At 67.3% G+C, this 15,476-nt stretch carries 14 protein-coding genes; 4 read left to right on the top strand and 10 right to left on the bottom strand.

The window, feature by feature from the left end; translation table 11 throughout:
• The 4 genes from SK803_RS02265 to SK803_RS02250 are packed head-to-tail and all read right to left on the bottom strand — an operon-like array spanning window position 1 to window position 3,791.
• Window positions 1-633, bottom strand: coding sequence for a hypothetical protein (locus tag SK803_RS02265; protein ID WP_319964011.1), 633 nt, complete (start codon window positions 631-633; stop codon window positions 1-3).
• Window positions 634-681: 48 nt separating this feature from the next.
• Entirely contained in the window at window positions 682-1,839 is a 1,158-nt protein-coding gene (locus SK803_RS02260) for an NAD-dependent formate dehydrogenase (protein ID WP_319964010.1), read from the bottom strand.
• A gap of 55 nt (window positions 1,840-1,894) precedes the next feature.
• The gene (locus tag SK803_RS02255) at window positions 1,895-2,812 is read right to left on the bottom strand and encodes a LysR family transcriptional regulator (RefSeq protein ID WP_319964009.1); all 918 of its coding nucleotides are present in this window, start codon (window positions 2,810-2,812) and stop codon (window positions 1,895-1,897) included.
• A gap of 1 nt (window position 2,813) precedes the next feature.
• Complete coding sequence (locus tag SK803_RS02250; RefSeq protein WP_319964008.1) at window positions 2,814-3,791, bottom strand: 2-dehydropantoate 2-reductase; 978 nt, start codon at window positions 3,789-3,791, stop codon at window positions 2,814-2,816.
• Window positions 3,792-3,888: 97 nt separating this feature from the next.
• Here SK803_RS02250 and SK803_RS02245 point away from each other — a divergent pair, with 97 nt between their 5' ends.
• Together SK803_RS02245 and SK803_RS02240 are read left to right on the top strand one after the other, a co-directional pair.
• Entirely contained in the window at window positions 3,889-4,614 is a 726-nt protein-coding gene (locus SK803_RS02245) for a GntR family transcriptional regulator (protein WP_319964007.1), read from the top strand.
• 270 nt (window positions 4,615-4,884) lie between these two features.
• Window positions 4,885-5,085 (top strand): hypothetical protein, encoded by a 201-nt coding sequence (locus SK803_RS02240; protein WP_319964006.1) that lies wholly within the window; start codon window positions 4,885-4,887, stop codon window positions 5,083-5,085.
• Here the strand turns inward: SK803_RS02240 and SK803_RS02235 are convergent.
• The 6 genes from SK803_RS02235 to SK803_RS02210 all read right to left on the bottom strand — a co-directional run bounded on the left by SK803_RS02235 (window position 5,076) and on the right by SK803_RS02210 (window position 13,330).
• Window positions 5,076-6,089, bottom strand: coding sequence for a TerC family protein (locus tag SK803_RS02235; protein ID WP_319964049.1), 1,014 nt, complete (start codon window positions 6,087-6,089; stop codon window positions 5,076-5,078). The genes SK803_RS02240 and SK803_RS02235 overlap by 10 nt on opposite strands.
• A 30-nt stretch (window positions 6,090-6,119) precedes the next feature.
• Entirely contained in the window at window positions 6,120-6,554 is a 435-nt protein-coding gene (locus SK803_RS02230) for a hypothetical protein (RefSeq protein ID WP_319964005.1), read from the bottom strand.
• Window position 6,555: 1 nt separating this feature from the next.
• On the bottom strand, window positions 6,556-7,962 hold the full coding sequence (locus SK803_RS02225) for an Nramp family divalent metal transporter (RefSeq protein WP_319964004.1): 1,407 nt from the start codon (window positions 7,960-7,962) through the stop codon (window positions 6,556-6,558).
• A gap of 219 nt (window positions 7,963-8,181) precedes the next feature.
• Window positions 8,182-10,332: an acetate--CoA ligase family protein gene (locus tag SK803_RS02220; protein WP_319964003.1), complete on the bottom strand. Its 2,151-nt coding sequence runs from the start codon at window positions 10,330-10,332 to the stop codon at window positions 8,182-8,184.
• A 32-nt stretch (window positions 10,333-10,364) separates the two neighbouring features.
• Entirely contained in the window at window positions 10,365-11,606 is a 1,242-nt protein-coding gene (frc, locus tag SK803_RS02215; protein ID WP_319964002.1) for a formyl-CoA transferase, read from the bottom strand.
• Between the two features lie 14 nt (window positions 11,607-11,620).
• Complete coding sequence (locus SK803_RS02210; RefSeq protein WP_319964001.1) at window positions 11,621-13,330, bottom strand: thiamine pyrophosphate-binding protein; 1,710 nt, start codon at window positions 13,328-13,330, stop codon at window positions 11,621-11,623.
• Between the two features lie 126 nt (window positions 13,331-13,456).
• Here SK803_RS02210 and sucC point away from each other — a divergent pair, with 126 nt between their 5' ends.
• Both sucC and sucD read left to right on the top strand, forming a co-directional pair.
• The gene (gene sucC, locus SK803_RS02205; RefSeq protein ID WP_319964000.1) at window positions 13,457-14,563 is read left to right on the top strand and encodes an ADP-forming succinate--CoA ligase subunit beta; all 1,107 of its coding nucleotides are present in this window, start codon (window positions 13,457-13,459) and stop codon (window positions 14,561-14,563) included.
• Window positions 14,563-15,471 (top strand): succinate--CoA ligase subunit alpha, encoded by a 909-nt coding sequence (gene sucD / locus SK803_RS02200; RefSeq protein ID WP_319963999.1) that lies wholly within the window; start codon window positions 14,563-14,565, stop codon window positions 15,469-15,471. The genes sucC and sucD overlap by 1 nt, the downstream gene beginning before the upstream one ends.
• The last annotated feature ends 5 nt before the right edge of the window (window positions 15,472-15,476 follow it).

Raw genomic sequence — 15,476 nt, 5'->3', positions numbered from 1 at the left:
TCACGCCTTGACCAGCGACTCCGCGAAGATCGGCAACACGGACGTGAGCTGCGCCGATGCGGCTTCCTCGGTCTGACCGTTGACCGCCACGAGCGCGAACACGTTGCCCCGCGCGAGCGCCACCTGACACGACCACGGGATGGCGCCGGGATCGTTCGGCTCGCAGTACGCGAACGACTCGTCGACGCCTTCCGGCCTGGTGAGCGCAACCTCGGCGTCCGATGCGCACGCGCGAGCTTGCTGTCGCACCGTCGACACGAGCGCGCTCGCCGGGAGCTCTGACGTGACGTGGACCCGTTCGAACAGGTTCACGCCTCCCGACCAGGAGCGGCTCCGCGCCGCCGACGTGCCCTTGTCCACGCGCGGCAGGGTGCCGCAGACCTCGCCGATCGCCTGGCCCTCCACCACGACGGGGAGGTCGTCCAGGGCGGCGGTGTCGTCCGCCTTGCCCCCGAGTGCGTCGAACGCGCCGGGCGGGGCCAGCGCCACCTTGGCACGCTGATCCAGCTCGGCCGGCGTGGGCGGGACCACCGAACTGGTGGTGGCCGGCGGCGCCGTTGGCGTGACCGGCGCCGCGGTCGCGCACCCCGCGATCAGAGCCACCGCGGCCATGACGGCAGCGCGAATCCTCATGTTCGACCTGCTCCCCCAGAAACCCGAATCTGGAGGAATTCAACCAGGTCAGCCGCGGACCGCGTACGAGTGGGCGCCCGTGCCCGCCAGCTTGCCGCCGTCGACGATCAGGTACTCGTCGCGGATCGGCGTGCCCGCGAAGAACGACTCCAGGATCTCCCTGGTACCAGCGGCATACCGGGCCTGTGCCGACAACGAGCTGCCCGAGATGTGCGGGGTCATGCCGTGGTTCGGCATCGTGCGCCACGGGTGGTCGGACGGCGCGGGCTGCGGGAACCACACGTCGCCCGCGTACCCGGCCAGCCGGCCGCTCTGCAACGCCCGCACCACGGCGTCTCGGTCGGCGATGCGGGCGCGGGCGGTGTTGACGAGGTAGGCGCCGCGCTTCATCGTCGCGATGAGCTCGTCGTCGAACAGGCCCTCGGTCTCGGGGTGCAGCGGCGCGTTGATCGTGACGACGTCGCAGTGCGGCACCATGTCCGCGGCCGAGGCGTGGAAGGTCAGGCCCAGTTCCTCCTCCACCTCAAGGGGAAGCCGGTGCCGGTCGGTGTAGTGCAGGTGCATGTCGAACGGGGCCAGGCGCTTCAGGACCGCCAGCCCGATGCGGCCGGCCGCGACGGTGCCGACGTGCATGCCCTCGACGTCGTAGGAGCGGGCCACGGCGTCGGCGATGTTCCAGCCGCCGTCCAGCACGATCTGGTGCGAGGGCACGAAGTTGCGGACCAGGTTCAGGATCGACATCACCACGTGCTCGGCGACGCTGATGCTGTTGCAGTAGGTCACCTCGGCGACCGTGACGCCGTGCGCGATGGCAGCGTCCAGGTCGACGTGGTCCGAGCCGATGCCCGCGGTCAGCGCCAGCTTGAGACGAGGGGCGCGGGCGAAGCGTTCGGCGGTCAGGTAGGCGGGCCAGAACGGCTGGGAGATCACGACGTCCGCGTCGGCCAGGCGGCGGTCGAACTCCGAGCCGTCGCGGTCCTTGTCCGAGGTGACGACCAGCTCGTGGCCCTGAGACTCCAGGAACGAACGCAGGCCCAGCTCGCCGGACACGCTGCCGAGCAGGTGGCCGGGTGTGAAGTCCACTGAGGACGGAGTGGGCAGGGTTTGGCCACCGGGATACCCGGGCAGCTCGGGGAGGTCGTCCCTGGCGTAGGTCTTCGGGTAGCCGGACACCGGGTCGTCGTAGAGCACGCAGAGAATCTTCATGCCCCCAGCATCGAAGCCGAAGGCCCTTGGCGTCCAAGCGAAAGTTCCTATGCGGTCATAGGTCGCGTCTATCAAGGTGCTTGTGCAGCATGCGTTCCAGCTCCCCGCGCACGTCCAGGCCCCGCGTGTGCCCGAGCATCGCCCGCGCCAGCATCGAGACCTGGTCACCCACGACCAGACCGATCTGCGGCACTCGCTGGGGGTCCTCGATCCGCACGACGCGCATGCCCTCGGGCGTCCCGAACATCTGCAACCAGGCGTGCGCGATGACGCTCGACCACTTCCGGGTGGCCACGTGGGCGTACAGGGTCGCGACGGTGTCGGCCTCGATCACCGGCACGGGCTGCACGCCGGCGTCCGCGAAGATGCCGTCCAGTATCCGGCGGTTGCGCATCCTGGACGTCAGCAAGCACAACGGCAGCGCGGCGACGTCAGCCCACCGCGCCACCGGACGAGAGGCGATCTCCTCGTCGGCAGGTGTCAGGAGCACATAGCGTTCCTCGTACAACGGCATCGCGCGGACCGTGCTGTCGACGTAGGTCATCGCGATGTCGAGCTCGAACTCGTCGAGCCGTCGCACGATCTCGCGCGACGACAACGACTCCAGCGTGATCCGCACGTGCGGATACCGTTCGCAGAACGGCGTGGTCAACAACGGCGCGGCCGGCAAAGCCGTCGGGATGGCGCCGATCCGCAGAACTCCCGACAAGGATTCGCGCATGCGTGACAGGTCCTGCTGCAAGGCATCGCGGTCCGCGAGCATGCGATGCGCCCACAGCAGGACCCGTTCCCCCTCCGGCGTCAGCGACTCGAACCGGCGGCCGCGGGACACGATCGGCACCCCGAGTTCGCGTTCGAGTTTGCTGATCGCCGCCGACAACGACGGCTGGGACACGTGACAGGCCTCCGCGGCACGCGCGAAGTGGCGTTCACGGGCCAGGGCGACCAGGTACTCCAGCTGTCGCAACAGCAACTCAGGACACCAGGGACGTGCGCGACAGCAGGTCGATCGCCGCGTAGACGTGCCGCAACGTCGGTGCCGGCACGCGGGTCAGCTCGGCGATCTCCACCACGGCGCCGATGATCGCGTCGATCTCCAGCCGTTTGCCGGCCTCCAGGTCCTGCAGCATCGACGTCTTGTGGTGCCCGACGCGGCGGGCGCCGTCGATGCGCTTGTCGATCGAGATCTGCGGATCACAGCCCGCGGCCCGCGCGATGGTCAGGGTCTCGGCCATCATCTGGGCCACCAGGTCGCGACTGTCCTCGTGCTCGCAGATCTCCACCATCGTCGCGCGGGTCAGCGCGCTCAACGGGTTGAACGCCACGTTGCCCATCAGCTTGATCCAGATGTCCTCGCGGACGTCCTTCTCCACCGGGCACTTCAGGCCGCCCGCGATCATCGCCTCGCTCAGCGCCACACAGCGCGGCGAGATCGACCGGTCCGGCTCACCGATCGAGAACCGCGTGCCCTCCAGGTGCCGGATCACGCCGGGTGCCTGGATCTCGGTCGAGCAGTAGACGACACATCCGATCGCCCGTTCCATCGGCAGCACGGCCGTGACCGAGCCACCGGGGTCGACGGCCTCGATCCGCTGCCCCTCCAGGGGGTGCCCGGTCATGCCGTGGAAGTACCACCACGGGATCCCGTTCTGCGCCGCGATCACGGCGGTACCGGGTCCCAGCAGCGGTGCCAGCAGATCGCCGGAAGAGGCGTACGAGTACGCCTTCAGGCCGAGGAACACGTAGTCGACCTCGCCCACCTCCGACGGCGAATCCGTCGCATGTGGACGCGCGGTGAAGTCACCGCGCGGACTCAGCACCCGAACGCCGTGCTCCCGCATTGCGGCGAGGTGGGCTCCACGCGCGATCAGGTGGACTTCCACGCCCGCACGATGCAAGGCAGCACCGACATAGGCACCGATCGCTCCAGCTCCGAGAACAGCGATCTTCATAGCACGCCCCGCTCCAAATATTGCATACAGTATACGGACAACACGACCAAGGCGATAGAAGTGCTTTTTGCATACCAAAAGCTGTATTCTGTCCGGCATGACTTCTTCGCCCAGTGGCCGCCGGGCCGCCCGCGGCTCGCTCAGTGCCGCGGCCAGCCGCCGGGTAGAACGGCCCGCACCGTTGCGTCAAGCCGTCTACGACGCCCTGCTCGAGCTCATCATCAACCGCACCCTCGCGCCCGGCCAGCACCTGGTCGAGGCCGAGCTCGCCGAGTACCTGGGCGTCAGCAGGCAACCGGTGCGCGAGGCGCTCCAGCGACTGCAGACCGACGGGTGGGTCGACCTGCGCCCCGCCCAGGGCGCCTTCGTGCACACCCCGACCGAGGAGGAGGCCGACCAGCTGCTCGCCGTGCGCAGCGTGCTGGAGACCTACTCCGCCAAGCTCGCCGCCGAACACGCCACGCCGTCCGACGTGAAGATCCTCAAGAAGCTGCAGCGAGCCGGCGAGGAGGCGCTCGTCACGGCGAACGTCGAACGCCTGGTCAAGGCGAACGCAGACCTGCACGCGGCCGTCGCGGCGATCGGCCGCAACAAGGTCCTGTCCGAGATGATCGGCCTGGTCGACCGCCGGGTGCGCTGGTACTACACCCCGATCGCCCGCCCGCGCAGCCACGACTCGTGGAACGAGCACGCCGAGCTGGTCACCGCCATCGCCGATGGTGACGCAGAGCGAGCCGGCGAGGTCATGCACCGCCACGCGGAGCAGACCAGGCAGACCTATCACGACAGCAGGACGTCCGAGAACTCCACGGAGAGCGACTGAGTCATTGCGCTCAGATCACCCGAAATCGGTCATTTGGTGCCGCACGGGTGATCCGCGACACGATGGCAGTGGATTGCATACAAAACGCAGTATGCTGAATGGCAGCAGGGGCGGGGTCAACGGAGACCCGCAGGAGGTTTCCCACCGGGTACCCACGCGATGGGCGGCCGGTGGGCAAGACCCCACCCGCACCCCTGCTCCTCCCGTGCCACAGTCCCTGTCGGGCTTCTGCGCGCCTCGGGAGCCACGACCATCGACAGGAGGAACACCATGTCCCGCTTCAAGAACTTCGCGCGTTCGCTCACCCAGCCGCGCGGCGGTGCCTCCGCCGACGGCCGCGCGATCGGCCTCGGACTGTCCACCGCGCTGAACGAGCAGCGCAGGGACGCCGAAGCCGTCGCGGCCGTGGCCAAGACGCTGCGCCCCGACTCCCAGGGGAAGGGCGCCGAGGGCCACACGATTCACGGCTGATTGTCCTTCACCGGAGCGTCTTCGCTCCTTTGTGCACTCTCGGCACCCTCCACAGCGGAGCGGGCAGCCCGCCGTGAGGTGTGCAGGCTCCACACCGTGGTGACGGCGAGCGTGGCCACGATGACTCCGAGAGACACCACGATCGGGATCTCCGGAGCCCACGAGACACCGTGGTGGTGCATCGCCTCGAAGATGAGCTTGAACCCGATGAACGCGAGCACCACCGCAAGGCCCTTGCTCAGGTGCACCAGGCGATCCAGCAGGCCACCCACCAGGAAGAACAGCTGGCGCAGGCCCATCAACGCGAACGCGTTGGCGGTCAGCACCAGGTAGGGCTCCTTGGTGAGGCCGAAGATCGCCGGGATCGAGTCCACCGCGAACAGCAGGTCCGTGGTGCCCACCGCGACCATCACGATCAGCATCGGCGTCACGACCCGCTTGCCGTCGATGCGTGCCGTCAACGCGGCACCGTGGTAGGTCGTCGTGGCCGGCACGACCTTCTTCACCGCGCGCAACGCGGCGTTCTCGGAGAACTCGGCCTCCTCGGTCTCCTCCTGCCGCAACAACTTCCACGCGGTGAAGATCAGGAACGCACCGAAGAGGTAGAACAGCCAGTCGAACCGCGAGATCGCCTGTGCGCCCAGGGCGATGAACACGGCTCGCAGCAACAGGGCCAGGATGATGCCGACGATGAGCACCTTTTGCCGGTACTCCCGCGGCACCGCGAACCTGGCCATGATGAGCACGAACACGAACAGGTTGTCGACGCTCAGCGAGTACTCGGTGATCCAGCCGGCGAAGAACTCACCGCCGTGGCCGGGCCCGGCGAACAACGTGACGCCGAGTCCGAACACGACGGCCAGGCCGACGTAGAAGAGCACCCAGTACAACGACTCGCGGAACGTCGGCTCGTGCGGTTTGCGTGCCACCAGATAGAAGTCGAACGCGATCACCGCGGCGATGCCGCCCATGGTCGCGATCCACACCCAGACGGGCAGATCCAACATCCTTGGCTCCTTCGGCGGAAGGGAAGGTCAGCGGGAGGCGGTGGCTCGCGCACGGAGACGCATCGAGATGCGTTCGTGCAGCCACAGGAAACCGATGGCCCAGCCGAAGCTCACGATCCCTTGGTAGGCGAGGAAACCGGCCAGGTCCGAGGGCAGTCGAACCCGACCGGTGAGCACCAGGCTCACGGTGATCTCGTGCATCAGCCTGGCCAATGGGAATCCCACGAGCCAGTAGAGCGCCACGGGAGCGAACCGCCCGGCCGGAAGGCGGCCTGCCGCCACCAGCAGGCCGAAACCACCGCCGAGCGCGCCCAGCGGCAGGCCGAGCGCGACCGTCGTCACCAGAGCCCACCCGAGCGGCTGGCCGACGAGCGCGGCCAGCCCTCCCGCGATGAGCCCCGCGGCGAGACCGACGAACGCGCCGGGCACCGCTTCTTTGAGAAAGCCTTCGCGGATCTGCATCTCAGCCCACCACTACGCCGAATTTGATGAGACTGAAGAACAGCATGCCCAGGTAGAACACCGCGCCGAAGCCGATGATGATGTTCGTGATCAGCTTGGGGCGGATGGGTTTGGGCAACATCCGGTTGTTCACCAGCAGGAGCACCACGCAGTAGGCGCCCATGGCGAACGTCGACAGGAACGCGAGCACGTCGAGGATCGCTCCCGGTCCGTCGGCCGGTCCGAACAACAGGATCAGAATGCCGAACGTGATGACACCCCACAGGAATCCCGCGTAGAGGTGCGACATGCGGAACTTCTTCGCACCCTTGACGAAGTGGTACGTCATGTCCGCCTGGCCACGGGAGAACGAGTCGAACAGGCCCAGTGTGGCGTTCAGGCCGATCAACGCGATGAACCCCAGGAACACCGCACCGAGCACCGGTCCGCCGGCTGACGCGAAGGCGTCGGACATGGCGTTGAGTGCCGCCTCCCGTTCACCGGACTCGATGAGTGCTTTGACGTCCGGACTCGTGCGACTCGCCGACTGCGCGAGGACCGTGAAAGAAACCGTGACGAGCATCGTGATGCCCCAGAACAACAACAGGGCGTCGAACGTGACCCAGCGCCGCCAGCCCTTCCACTTGGCCAGCTCCGCCTTGTCGTCGGTGTCGAACATGAAACCGCGCGACGGCATCTGCTCTTCCTCACCCGCGTGCCGCAACCCGCGCAGCTTCGGGATGTGCGCGCCCATGCCGGCCCCGCTGTCGCGCAGGTGCAGCGTGTACCACATCTGCTGCATGCCGGACGGTCCCGCGAACGCGATCGAGCCGACGATGATCGGGAACCACTCCGGCGACATGGCCTGTGCCGGGAAGTACCCGAACTGGAACATGCCGCTGATCGTGCTGGTCAGGTCGCCCCACGTGCCGACCATCGCCGCCACCACCGCGGTGCTGACGACGAGCAGTCCGATGAGGATGGACAGCAGGTTCTCGAGCAGGTTGTAGATGACCTTGGCCAGGCTGAACAACACCCCGACCAGGATCAGGCCGACACACGCCGAGACCGTCCACGGTATGCCGGTGATCTTCTCCAGGGCCGCCGCCCCCGCGGAGAGGTGGCCCGGCCAGATGTAGACGAGTATCGCCACCACGAAGAAGAACCACATGATCGGTTTGAACACGCGTGCGGCGCCGAAGAAGATGCTCTCCCCCGTCGCCATCGCGTACCTCGCCATCTCGAGCATGACGACGGCCTGCAGCGTCACGCCGATCAGGAAGAGCCACCTGATGTCCGGCCCGAAGACCAGCACCAGGCGCGGCCACATGTAGGACTCGCCCATGCCCACGCCGAGCGCCACCAGGAACACCGTGGGGCCGAGCAGGTGGATCGACGGTGGCGCGTCGGGGAGTTTCCTGATGGGCATCGCTTCCAGCTTGCCCGCGGGCCAGACACGTTTCCCTGAAGATTCAACACTCTCAGGTGGCGTGCTGACATCCGTGCGAGCAGCCAGATTTGGATCATCCACGGTTAACAACCTCCAGAGGACCGGCTGTCTTCGTTGACCTCCCTGGCGGGTTCGCGACCGTGGGCGTGTCACGGTCGCGGACGGGCCATCTCTCCCTTGCTACACAAAACCCTGTTGCTAGCCCAGGAGTCCGGCGGCACGTGCCCACCGGTACTTCGCGCCCAGTACCGCGACAGGTTTCTCCGTTGTGTACGGATACGCAACTACCCCGTTCCGGTACAGGTACTCGCTGGCCTCCTCCACCTCGACGTCGCCGGCGAGCGAGGCGACGACGGGCTTGTGGATTCCGTTCGCCCGGTACTCCTCCACGACGTCGACCACGAGCTTCGCGAACACCATCGGTGGCGTGACGATGGTGTGCCAGTAGCCCAGGATCAGCGAGTGGATGCGGTCGTCCGCGAGACCGAGCGCGATCGTGTTCCGGTACGTCGAGGGCGGTTCCCCGCCGGTGATGTCGATCGGGTTGCCCGCCGCGCCGAACGGCGGGATGAACTTCCGGAACGCCGCGTCCAGATCGCCCGGAATCTCCATGAGCGACAACCCGTTGTCCACACAGGCGTCCGAGAGCAGCACACCGGAGCCGCCCGCGCCGGTGATGATGACGACGTTCTCGCCCTTCGGCGTGGTCAGCAGCGGAATGCCGCGCGCGTACTCCAGCAGGTCGTTCAGGCCGGGTGCGCGGATCACGCCGCTCTGCTTGAGGATGTCGTCGTAGACCCGGTCGTTGCCCGCCAGTGCGCCGGTGTGCGAGCTGGCCGCTTTGGCGCCCTGGTCGGTTCGTCCCGCCTTGAGCACCACGACCGGTTTCTTGGCCGAGACCCGCTTTGCCGTGTCCGCGAAGGAACGACCGTCCTTCAGGTCTTCCAGGTGCATGGCGACGAGCTGGGTGTTCGGGTCCTGCTCGAAGAACGTCAGCAGGTCGTCCTCGTCGATGTCGGCCTTGTTGCCCACACCCACGATCGCGGAGACGCCCATGCCCGCGGAACGGCTGAATCCGAGGATCGCCATACCGATTCCGCCACTCTGCGATGAGAGGGCGACTCCGCCCTTGACGTCGTACGGCGTGCAGAACGTCGCTGAGAGGTTCTCCGGCGTGTAGTAGTAGCCGTAGATGTTCGGACCGAGGATGCGCACACCGTGCTTGCGCGCGATCGTGACGATCTCGTCCTGCAGCTCCTGGTTGCCCGTTTCACCGAAGCCGGACGGGATCATGATCGCGCCGGCGACGCCCTTCCTGCCGACCTCCTCCAGCGCGGCCGGCACGAACTTGGCCGGGATCGCGAACACCGCGACGTCGATGTCGCCCGGCACGTCGGTGATGCTCGCGAACGCCTTGAGGTCGAGGATCTCGTCCGCCTTGGGGTTGATCGGGTAGATCTCTCCCTGGAACCCGCCGTTGACGAGGTTCTTCATCACCGAGTTGCCGATCTTGCCCTCTTCGTTCGAGGCACCGATCACGGCGACGGCGGCCGGCTTCATGATCCGGTTCATCGAGGTGAGGATCTCGTCCTGGGTGAACCGGTGCGGTTGTTTCGCGGCGTTCTCGTCCACCAGGATCCGCACGTCGACCGCGGTGGCCCCGGAAGGCGTTGCCAGCACCGGGTTCAGGTCGACCTCGGCGAGCTGCGGGAAGTCCGTGACGAGAGCCGAGACGCGGTGGATCAGGTCGGCGAGCTTCCGCGCGTCCACGCCTTCCGCGCCGCGCACACCCCGCAGGATCTCCGCGGCCGCGATGCCGTTGACCATCGACAGGGCTTCTGAGGCAGTCGTGGGCGCCAGCCGGAACGTGACGTCCTTGAGCACCTCGACCAGGATCCCGCCGAGACCGAACGCGACGATCTTGCCGAACGTCTCGTCGGTGGTGGCGCCCACGATGACCTCGTGGACGTCCTTCCCGGTCGGCAGCTGCTGCTGGACCTGAACGCCGGTGATCTCGGCGTCCGCCTGGTAGTTCCTGGCGTTGTGGATGATCGTGCGGTAGCCCTCGGCGACCTCGCTCGAGTTCCGCAGGCCCACCAGCACACCGCCGGCCTCGGTCTTGTGCAGGATGTCCGGTGAGACGATCTTGAGCACGACCGGATAGCCGATCTCCTCGGCGAACGCGACCGCGCCCTCCGACGACTTCGCCAGCGCCTCGGCCGGGGTCGCGATCCCGTAGGCGTCGCAGACCCGCTTGCCCTCCGGCGCGGTGAGCGACGACCGTCCCTCCGCCCGCACCTTCGCGAGTACGTTCTCGACCGCGGCGCGGTCGTAGCCGTTGTCCGGCATGAGATTTCGTCTCCCTGGGATGTTCTGGGCGGTCAGATGACGCCGGCCGCGCGGAGTCCGGCCAGCCGGTCGGCGCTGTAGCCCAACGCGCCGAGCACCTCGTCGTTGTGCTCACCGAGCAACGGCGGGCGCTGGACCTCGACGACCGAGTCGGAGAGCTTGAGCGGATTGCCGACCGTCTTGAACGTGCCGCGCTCCGGGTGGTCGACCTCGACGACGGTGCCCAGCTCGGCCAGCGTCTCGTCCTCGATGATCTCCTTTGTGGACAGAATGGGTCCGCACGGGATGTTGTGGGCGTTGAGCTTGTCCATCACCTCCCACTTGGTGTGCTTCTCCGTCCACTCCTCGATCAGCGCGAACGCCTTGTCCAGCTTGGACAAGCGGACCTCGGGCGTGGCCCAGGCCGGATCCTCGGCGAGCTCGGGCCTGCCGATCAGCTCGGTCAGCGGCTTCCACCCGACCGGCTGGATGATCACGTAGATGTAGTCGTTGGGGCCGCCGGGGGCACAGCGCACCGCCCAGCCGGGCTGGCCACCACCGGATGCGTTGCCGGAACGGGGCACCGCGTCCCCGAACTGCTCGTTCGGGTACTCCCCCAGCGGCCCGTGGGCGAGCCGCTGCTGGTCGCGCAGCTTCACCCGGCACAGGTTCAGGACGGCGTCCTGCATGGCCACCTGGACGCGCTGGCCGCGCCCGGTGTTGGTCCTCTGGTACAGCGCGGCCAGGATCGCGGCCACCAGGTGGATTCCGGTTCCGGAGTCACCGATCTGGGAACCGGTCGCGAGGGGCGGGCCGTCCTCGAAGCCGGTGGTGCTCATCGAGCCGCCCATGGCCTGCGCGATCACCTCGTACGCCTTGAAGTCGGCGTAGCGGCCGGGTCCGAAGCCCTTGATCGACGCGTAGATCAGCTCGGGGTTGAGCTCGTGCAGCTTCTCCCAGGGGTAGCCGAACCGTTCGACGACACCGGGTCCGAAGTTCTCGACGAGGACGTCGACGTCGGCGACGAGCTTCTCGAAGACCTCCTTGCCTTCCGGGGCCTTCATGTTGAGCGTGATGCTCCGCTTGTTGCAGTTGAGCATCGTGAAGTAAAGACTGTCCACTTCGGGCAGATCACGCAGCTGGCCGCGCGTGATGTCACCGCGTCCCGGCGTTTCCAGCTTGATGACGTCCGCACCCAGCCAGGCGAGCAGCTGGGTCGACGACGGTCCGGACTGCACGTGCGTCATGTCGAGGACTTTGACGCCCTCCAGGGCCTTGGTCGGAGTTTTACCCATTTTGGTCAGCTCACCTACTTGTACATCGTCTGGTTCATGGTTCCGGGCGCGTACACGTCGGGGTCGATCCACACGTTGATCAACGAGGGCTTGCCCGACTCGCGGGCACGCTGCAGCGCCGGGCCTATGTCCTTGGGATCGCGCACTTCCTCGCCGTAGCCGCCGAGCATCTTGGCGAACTGGTCGTACTTGACGTCGCCCAGCGTGTTGCCGACGCGTTCGCGCTCCAGGCCGTACTTCGCGGCCTGGCCGTAGCGGATCTGGTTCATCGACGAGTTGTTGCCGACGATGCCGACGAACGGCAGGTTGTAGCGGACCAGCGTCTCGAAGTCCCAGCCGGTGAGGCTGAACGCGCCGTCACCGAACAGCGCCACTACCTCCTTGTCCGGCCGGGCGAGCTTGGCCGCCAGCACGAACGGGATGCCGACGCCGAGCGTCCCGAGTGGACCGGGGTCCATCCAGTGGCCAGGCGACTTCGGCTGCACGACCTGGCCGGAGAACGTGACCACGTCGCCGCCGTCACCGATGTAGATGGAGTCCTCGGTGAGGAAGTCGTTGATCTCGCTCACCAGGCGGTAAGGGTGGATCGGCAGGTCCTCGGACAGCAGGTGCTCCGAGCGCTTCTGCCGGGCCTTCTCCTCGACCGCCTGCAGTTCCTCCAGCCACACCTTGCGGCCCATCGCGCCGTTGTCCTCGCGACCGGACGCGGCCTGCGTGACGCTGGAGAGCACCAGGTCCGCGTCGCCGACGATGCCGAGGTCGACGTCGCGGTTCTTGCCGACGGTGCGGTAGTCGAGGTCGATCTGGACGACCGTCGCGTTCGCGGAAAGCCTGCGCCCGTACCCCATCCGGAAGTCGAACGGGGTGCCGACGATGACGATCACGTCGGCGTTGTCGAAGGCGTAGCGGCGCGACAGCTGGAAGTGGTGCGGGTCGCCAGGGGGCAGGGTGCCGCGACCCGCGCCGTTCATGTACGCGGGAATGTTGAGGGTGCGGACGAGGTCGATCGCGGAGTCCGTGGCGCGCGTCGTCCACACCTGGCTGCCCAGCAGGATCGCCGGCTTCCTGGCGTGCACCAGCAGGTCCGCGAGCTTCTCGACGTCCGCCGGGTCACCGACGCTGCGCGTGGACGCGCGGTAGTGGCCCGCTTCCGGTACTCGTGCGGTGCTCACCGGCACCTTGGCGTCCAGGACGTCGCGCGGGATCTCCAGGAACGCCGGGCCTGGCGCGCCGGCGTTCGCCTCGCGGAACGCCATCGACACCATGTCCGCGATGCGGGCGGTGTGCGGGACGTTCGCGGCGAACTTGGTGATCGGCGTCATCATGTCGACGTGCGGGAGGTCCTGCAGTGAGCCCATCTTGTGCTGGCTCAGCGCACCCTGGCCGCCGATCAGCAGCATCGGGCTCTCCGCGCGGAACGCGTTGGCGACGCCCGTGACGGCGTCGGTGGTGCCGGGTCCCGCGGTCACGACGGCGCAACCGGGCTTGCCGGTGATGCGGGCATAGCCGTCGGCCGCGTGTGCCGCGACCTGTTCGTGCCGGACGTCGATGACGGCGATGCCCTCGTCCACACAGCCGTCGTAGATGTCGATGATGTGCCCGCCGCACAGCGTGAAGATCGTGTCGACGCCCTCGGCCTTGAGCGCCTTGGCCACCAAGTGACCTCCCGAAATAGACCCAGAGTCCGACCCAGAGTCCAACCCTGCCTCCGCGGAACTCGTCATCGGCGATCAGCTCCCCTTGGCGCTTCGACTGTAGATTGCATACCGTATGAGGTAGGCATATCGTTACTCCGCTACCAACCGGATGTCCATAGATGGCCGCAAGTTTTCGGCGAGAGGACGTAGACGGTGGATCTTTTCGAACACGAGGCGCGGGACCTCTTCGAGCGCCGCGGAGTGCCCGTTCCGCGCGGTTTCGTGGCGGACACTCCTGAATCCGCGCGCGAGGCAGCCGCAACCCTGGGCGGCACCGTGGTGGTGAAGGCTCAGGTGAAGACCGGCGGGCGCGGCAAGGCCGGCGGCATCAAGCTCGCTTCGACGCCCGACGAAGCAGCGTCAGCGGCCTCCGCCATCCTGGGGATGGACATCAAGGGCCACACCGTGCACAAGGTGCTGGTGACCGAGGCGAGCGAGATCGCCGAGGAGTACTACCTGTCATTCCTTCTCGATCGTGCCAACAGGACGTTCATCGGCATGGCGTCGGCCACCGGCGGCATGGAGATCGAGGAGATGACGGACTCCATCACTCGAATGCCAGCTTCGACCTTCGACGCATCTGCGGTGTTCCCACCGGAAATCGCCGAAGAGGTGAACGCGGTCGCTTCCGCTCTGTGGAAGGTCTTCGTTTCCGAGGACGCAACACTCGTCGAAGTCAATCCGTTGGCACGAACCAAAGACGGCCGGATCGTCGCGCTCGACGGCAAGGTGACGCTGGACGACAACGCTTCCTTCCGGCACTCTCGTCCAGACGCGAGCGCCGAGGGCGACCCGCTGGAGGTGCGCGCCACCGAGAAGGGCCTGAACTACGTCAAGCTCGACGGCTCGGTCGGCGTCATCGGCAACGGCGCCGGCCTCGTCATGTCCACATTGGACGTGGTGGCGCTGGCCGGTGCCGCGCCCGCGAACTTCCTCGACATCGGCGGCGGCGCCTCGGCCCAGGTGATGGCCGACGGACTCGACGTCATCCTGTCCGACCCGTCGGTGCGCAGCGTGTTCGTGAACGTCTTCGGCGGCATCACCGCGTGCGACGCGGTGGCCGACGGAATCGTGCAGGCACTCGGGCTGCTGGGCGATCGCGCCGACAAGCCTCTGGTGGTGCGGCTCGACGGCAACAACGCCGAGGCGGGCCACCGCATCCTCGACGAAGCACGACACCCGCTGATCACCGTGGCGCACACGATGGACGACGCGGCATACCGTGCCGCCGCGCTCGCCGGCGCCGGTAGGGAGTCCTGATGGCGATCTTCCTCGACGAGACCAGCCGCGTGATCGTGCAGGGCATGACCGGGTCGGAGGGCGCCAAGCACACCCGGCGGATGCTCGCGGCCGGCACGCAGGTCGTCGGCGGCGTGAACGCGCGCAAGGCCGGCACGTCCGTGGACTTCGGCGACGTGACGCTGCCGGTGTTCGGCACGGTCAGCGAGGCGATGGAGCAGACCGGCGCGAACGTGTCGGTGCTCTTCGTCCCGCCCGCGTTCACGAAGGACGCGGTGATCGAGGCGATCGACGCCGGGATCGGCCTGGCGGTGGTGATCACCGAGGGTGTCCCTGTCCACGACACGGCACAGTTCTGGGCGCACGCCCAGAGCATGTCGAAGCAGGGCATGTCGAAGCAGGGCAAGTCGACGCGGATCATCGGCCCGAACTGTCCCGGCATCATCAGTCCAGGCAAGTCCAACGCGGGCATCATCCCGGCCGACATCACCAAGCCCGGTTCGATCGGGCTGGTGTCGAAGTCGGGAACGCTGACCTACCAGCTGATGCACGAGCTGAAGGACTTCGGCTTCACCACGTGCGTCGGCATCGGCGGCGACCCGATCGTCGGCACCACGCACATCGACGCGATCGCGGCGTTCGAGGCCGACCCGGAGACCGAGCTGATCGTGATGATCGGCGAGATCGGCGGTGACGCGGAGGAACGGGCGGCGGAGTTCGTGCGGGACAACGTGTCCAAGCCCGTCGTCGGCTACGTCGCCGGCTTCACCGCGCCCGAGGGCAAGACGATGGGCCACGCGGGCGCCATCGTCTCGGGGTCCTCGGGCACGGCGGAGGCCAAGAAGCAGGCCATGGAGGCGGTCGGGATCAAGGTCGGCAAGACGCCGTCGGAGACCGCCGCACTCGCACGGGCCATCCTCACCAGCTAGCACCC

It is taken from the genome of Lentzea miocenica (assembly GCF_033949945.1).
GTDB classification, from domain to species: Bacteria; Actinomycetota; Actinomycetes; order Mycobacteriales; family Pseudonocardiaceae; genus Lentzea; species Lentzea miocenica.
This window is presented reverse-complemented; position numbering and strand designations above follow the sequence as displayed.

Coding starts and splice junctions, on each gene's coding strand:
- SK803_RS02265 (WP_319964011.1), bottom strand. CDS start 633: ATGAGGATTCGCGCTGCCGTCATGGCCGCGGTGGCTCTGATCGCGGGG.
- SK803_RS02260 (WP_319964010.1), bottom strand. CDS start 1,839: ATGAAGATTCTCTGCGTGCTCTACGACGACCCGGTGTCCGGCTACCCG.
- SK803_RS02250 (WP_319964008.1), bottom strand. CDS start 3,791: ATGAAGATCGCTGTTCTCGGAGCTGGAGCGATCGGTGCCTATGTCGGT.
- SK803_RS02245 (WP_319964007.1), top strand. CDS start 3,889: ATGACTTCTTCGCCCAGTGGCCGCCGGGCCGCCCGCGGCTCGCTCAGT.
- SK803_RS02240 (WP_319964006.1), top strand. CDS start 4,885: ATGTCCCGCTTCAAGAACTTCGCGCGTTCGCTCACCCAGCCGCGCGGC.
- SK803_RS02230 (WP_319964005.1), bottom strand. CDS start 6,554: ATGCAGATCCGCGAAGGCTTTCTCAAAGAAGCGGTGCCCGGCGCGTTC.
- SK803_RS02225 (WP_319964004.1), bottom strand. CDS start 7,962: ATGCCCATCAGGAAACTCCCCGACGCGCCACCGTCGATCCACCTGCTC.
- SK803_RS02220 (WP_319964003.1), bottom strand. CDS start 10,332: ATGCCGGACAACGGCTACGACCGCGCCGCGGTCGAGAACGTACTCGCG.
- frc (WP_319964002.1), bottom strand. CDS start 11,606: ATGGGTAAAACTCCGACCAAGGCCCTGGAGGGCGTCAAAGTCCTCGAC.
- SK803_RS02210 (WP_319964001.1), bottom strand. CDS start 13,330: ATGACGAGTTCCGCGGAGGCAGGGTTGGACTCTGGGTCGGACTCTGGG.
- sucD (WP_319963999.1), top strand. CDS start 14,563: ATGGCGATCTTCCTCGACGAGACCAGCCGCGTGATCGTGCAGGGCATG.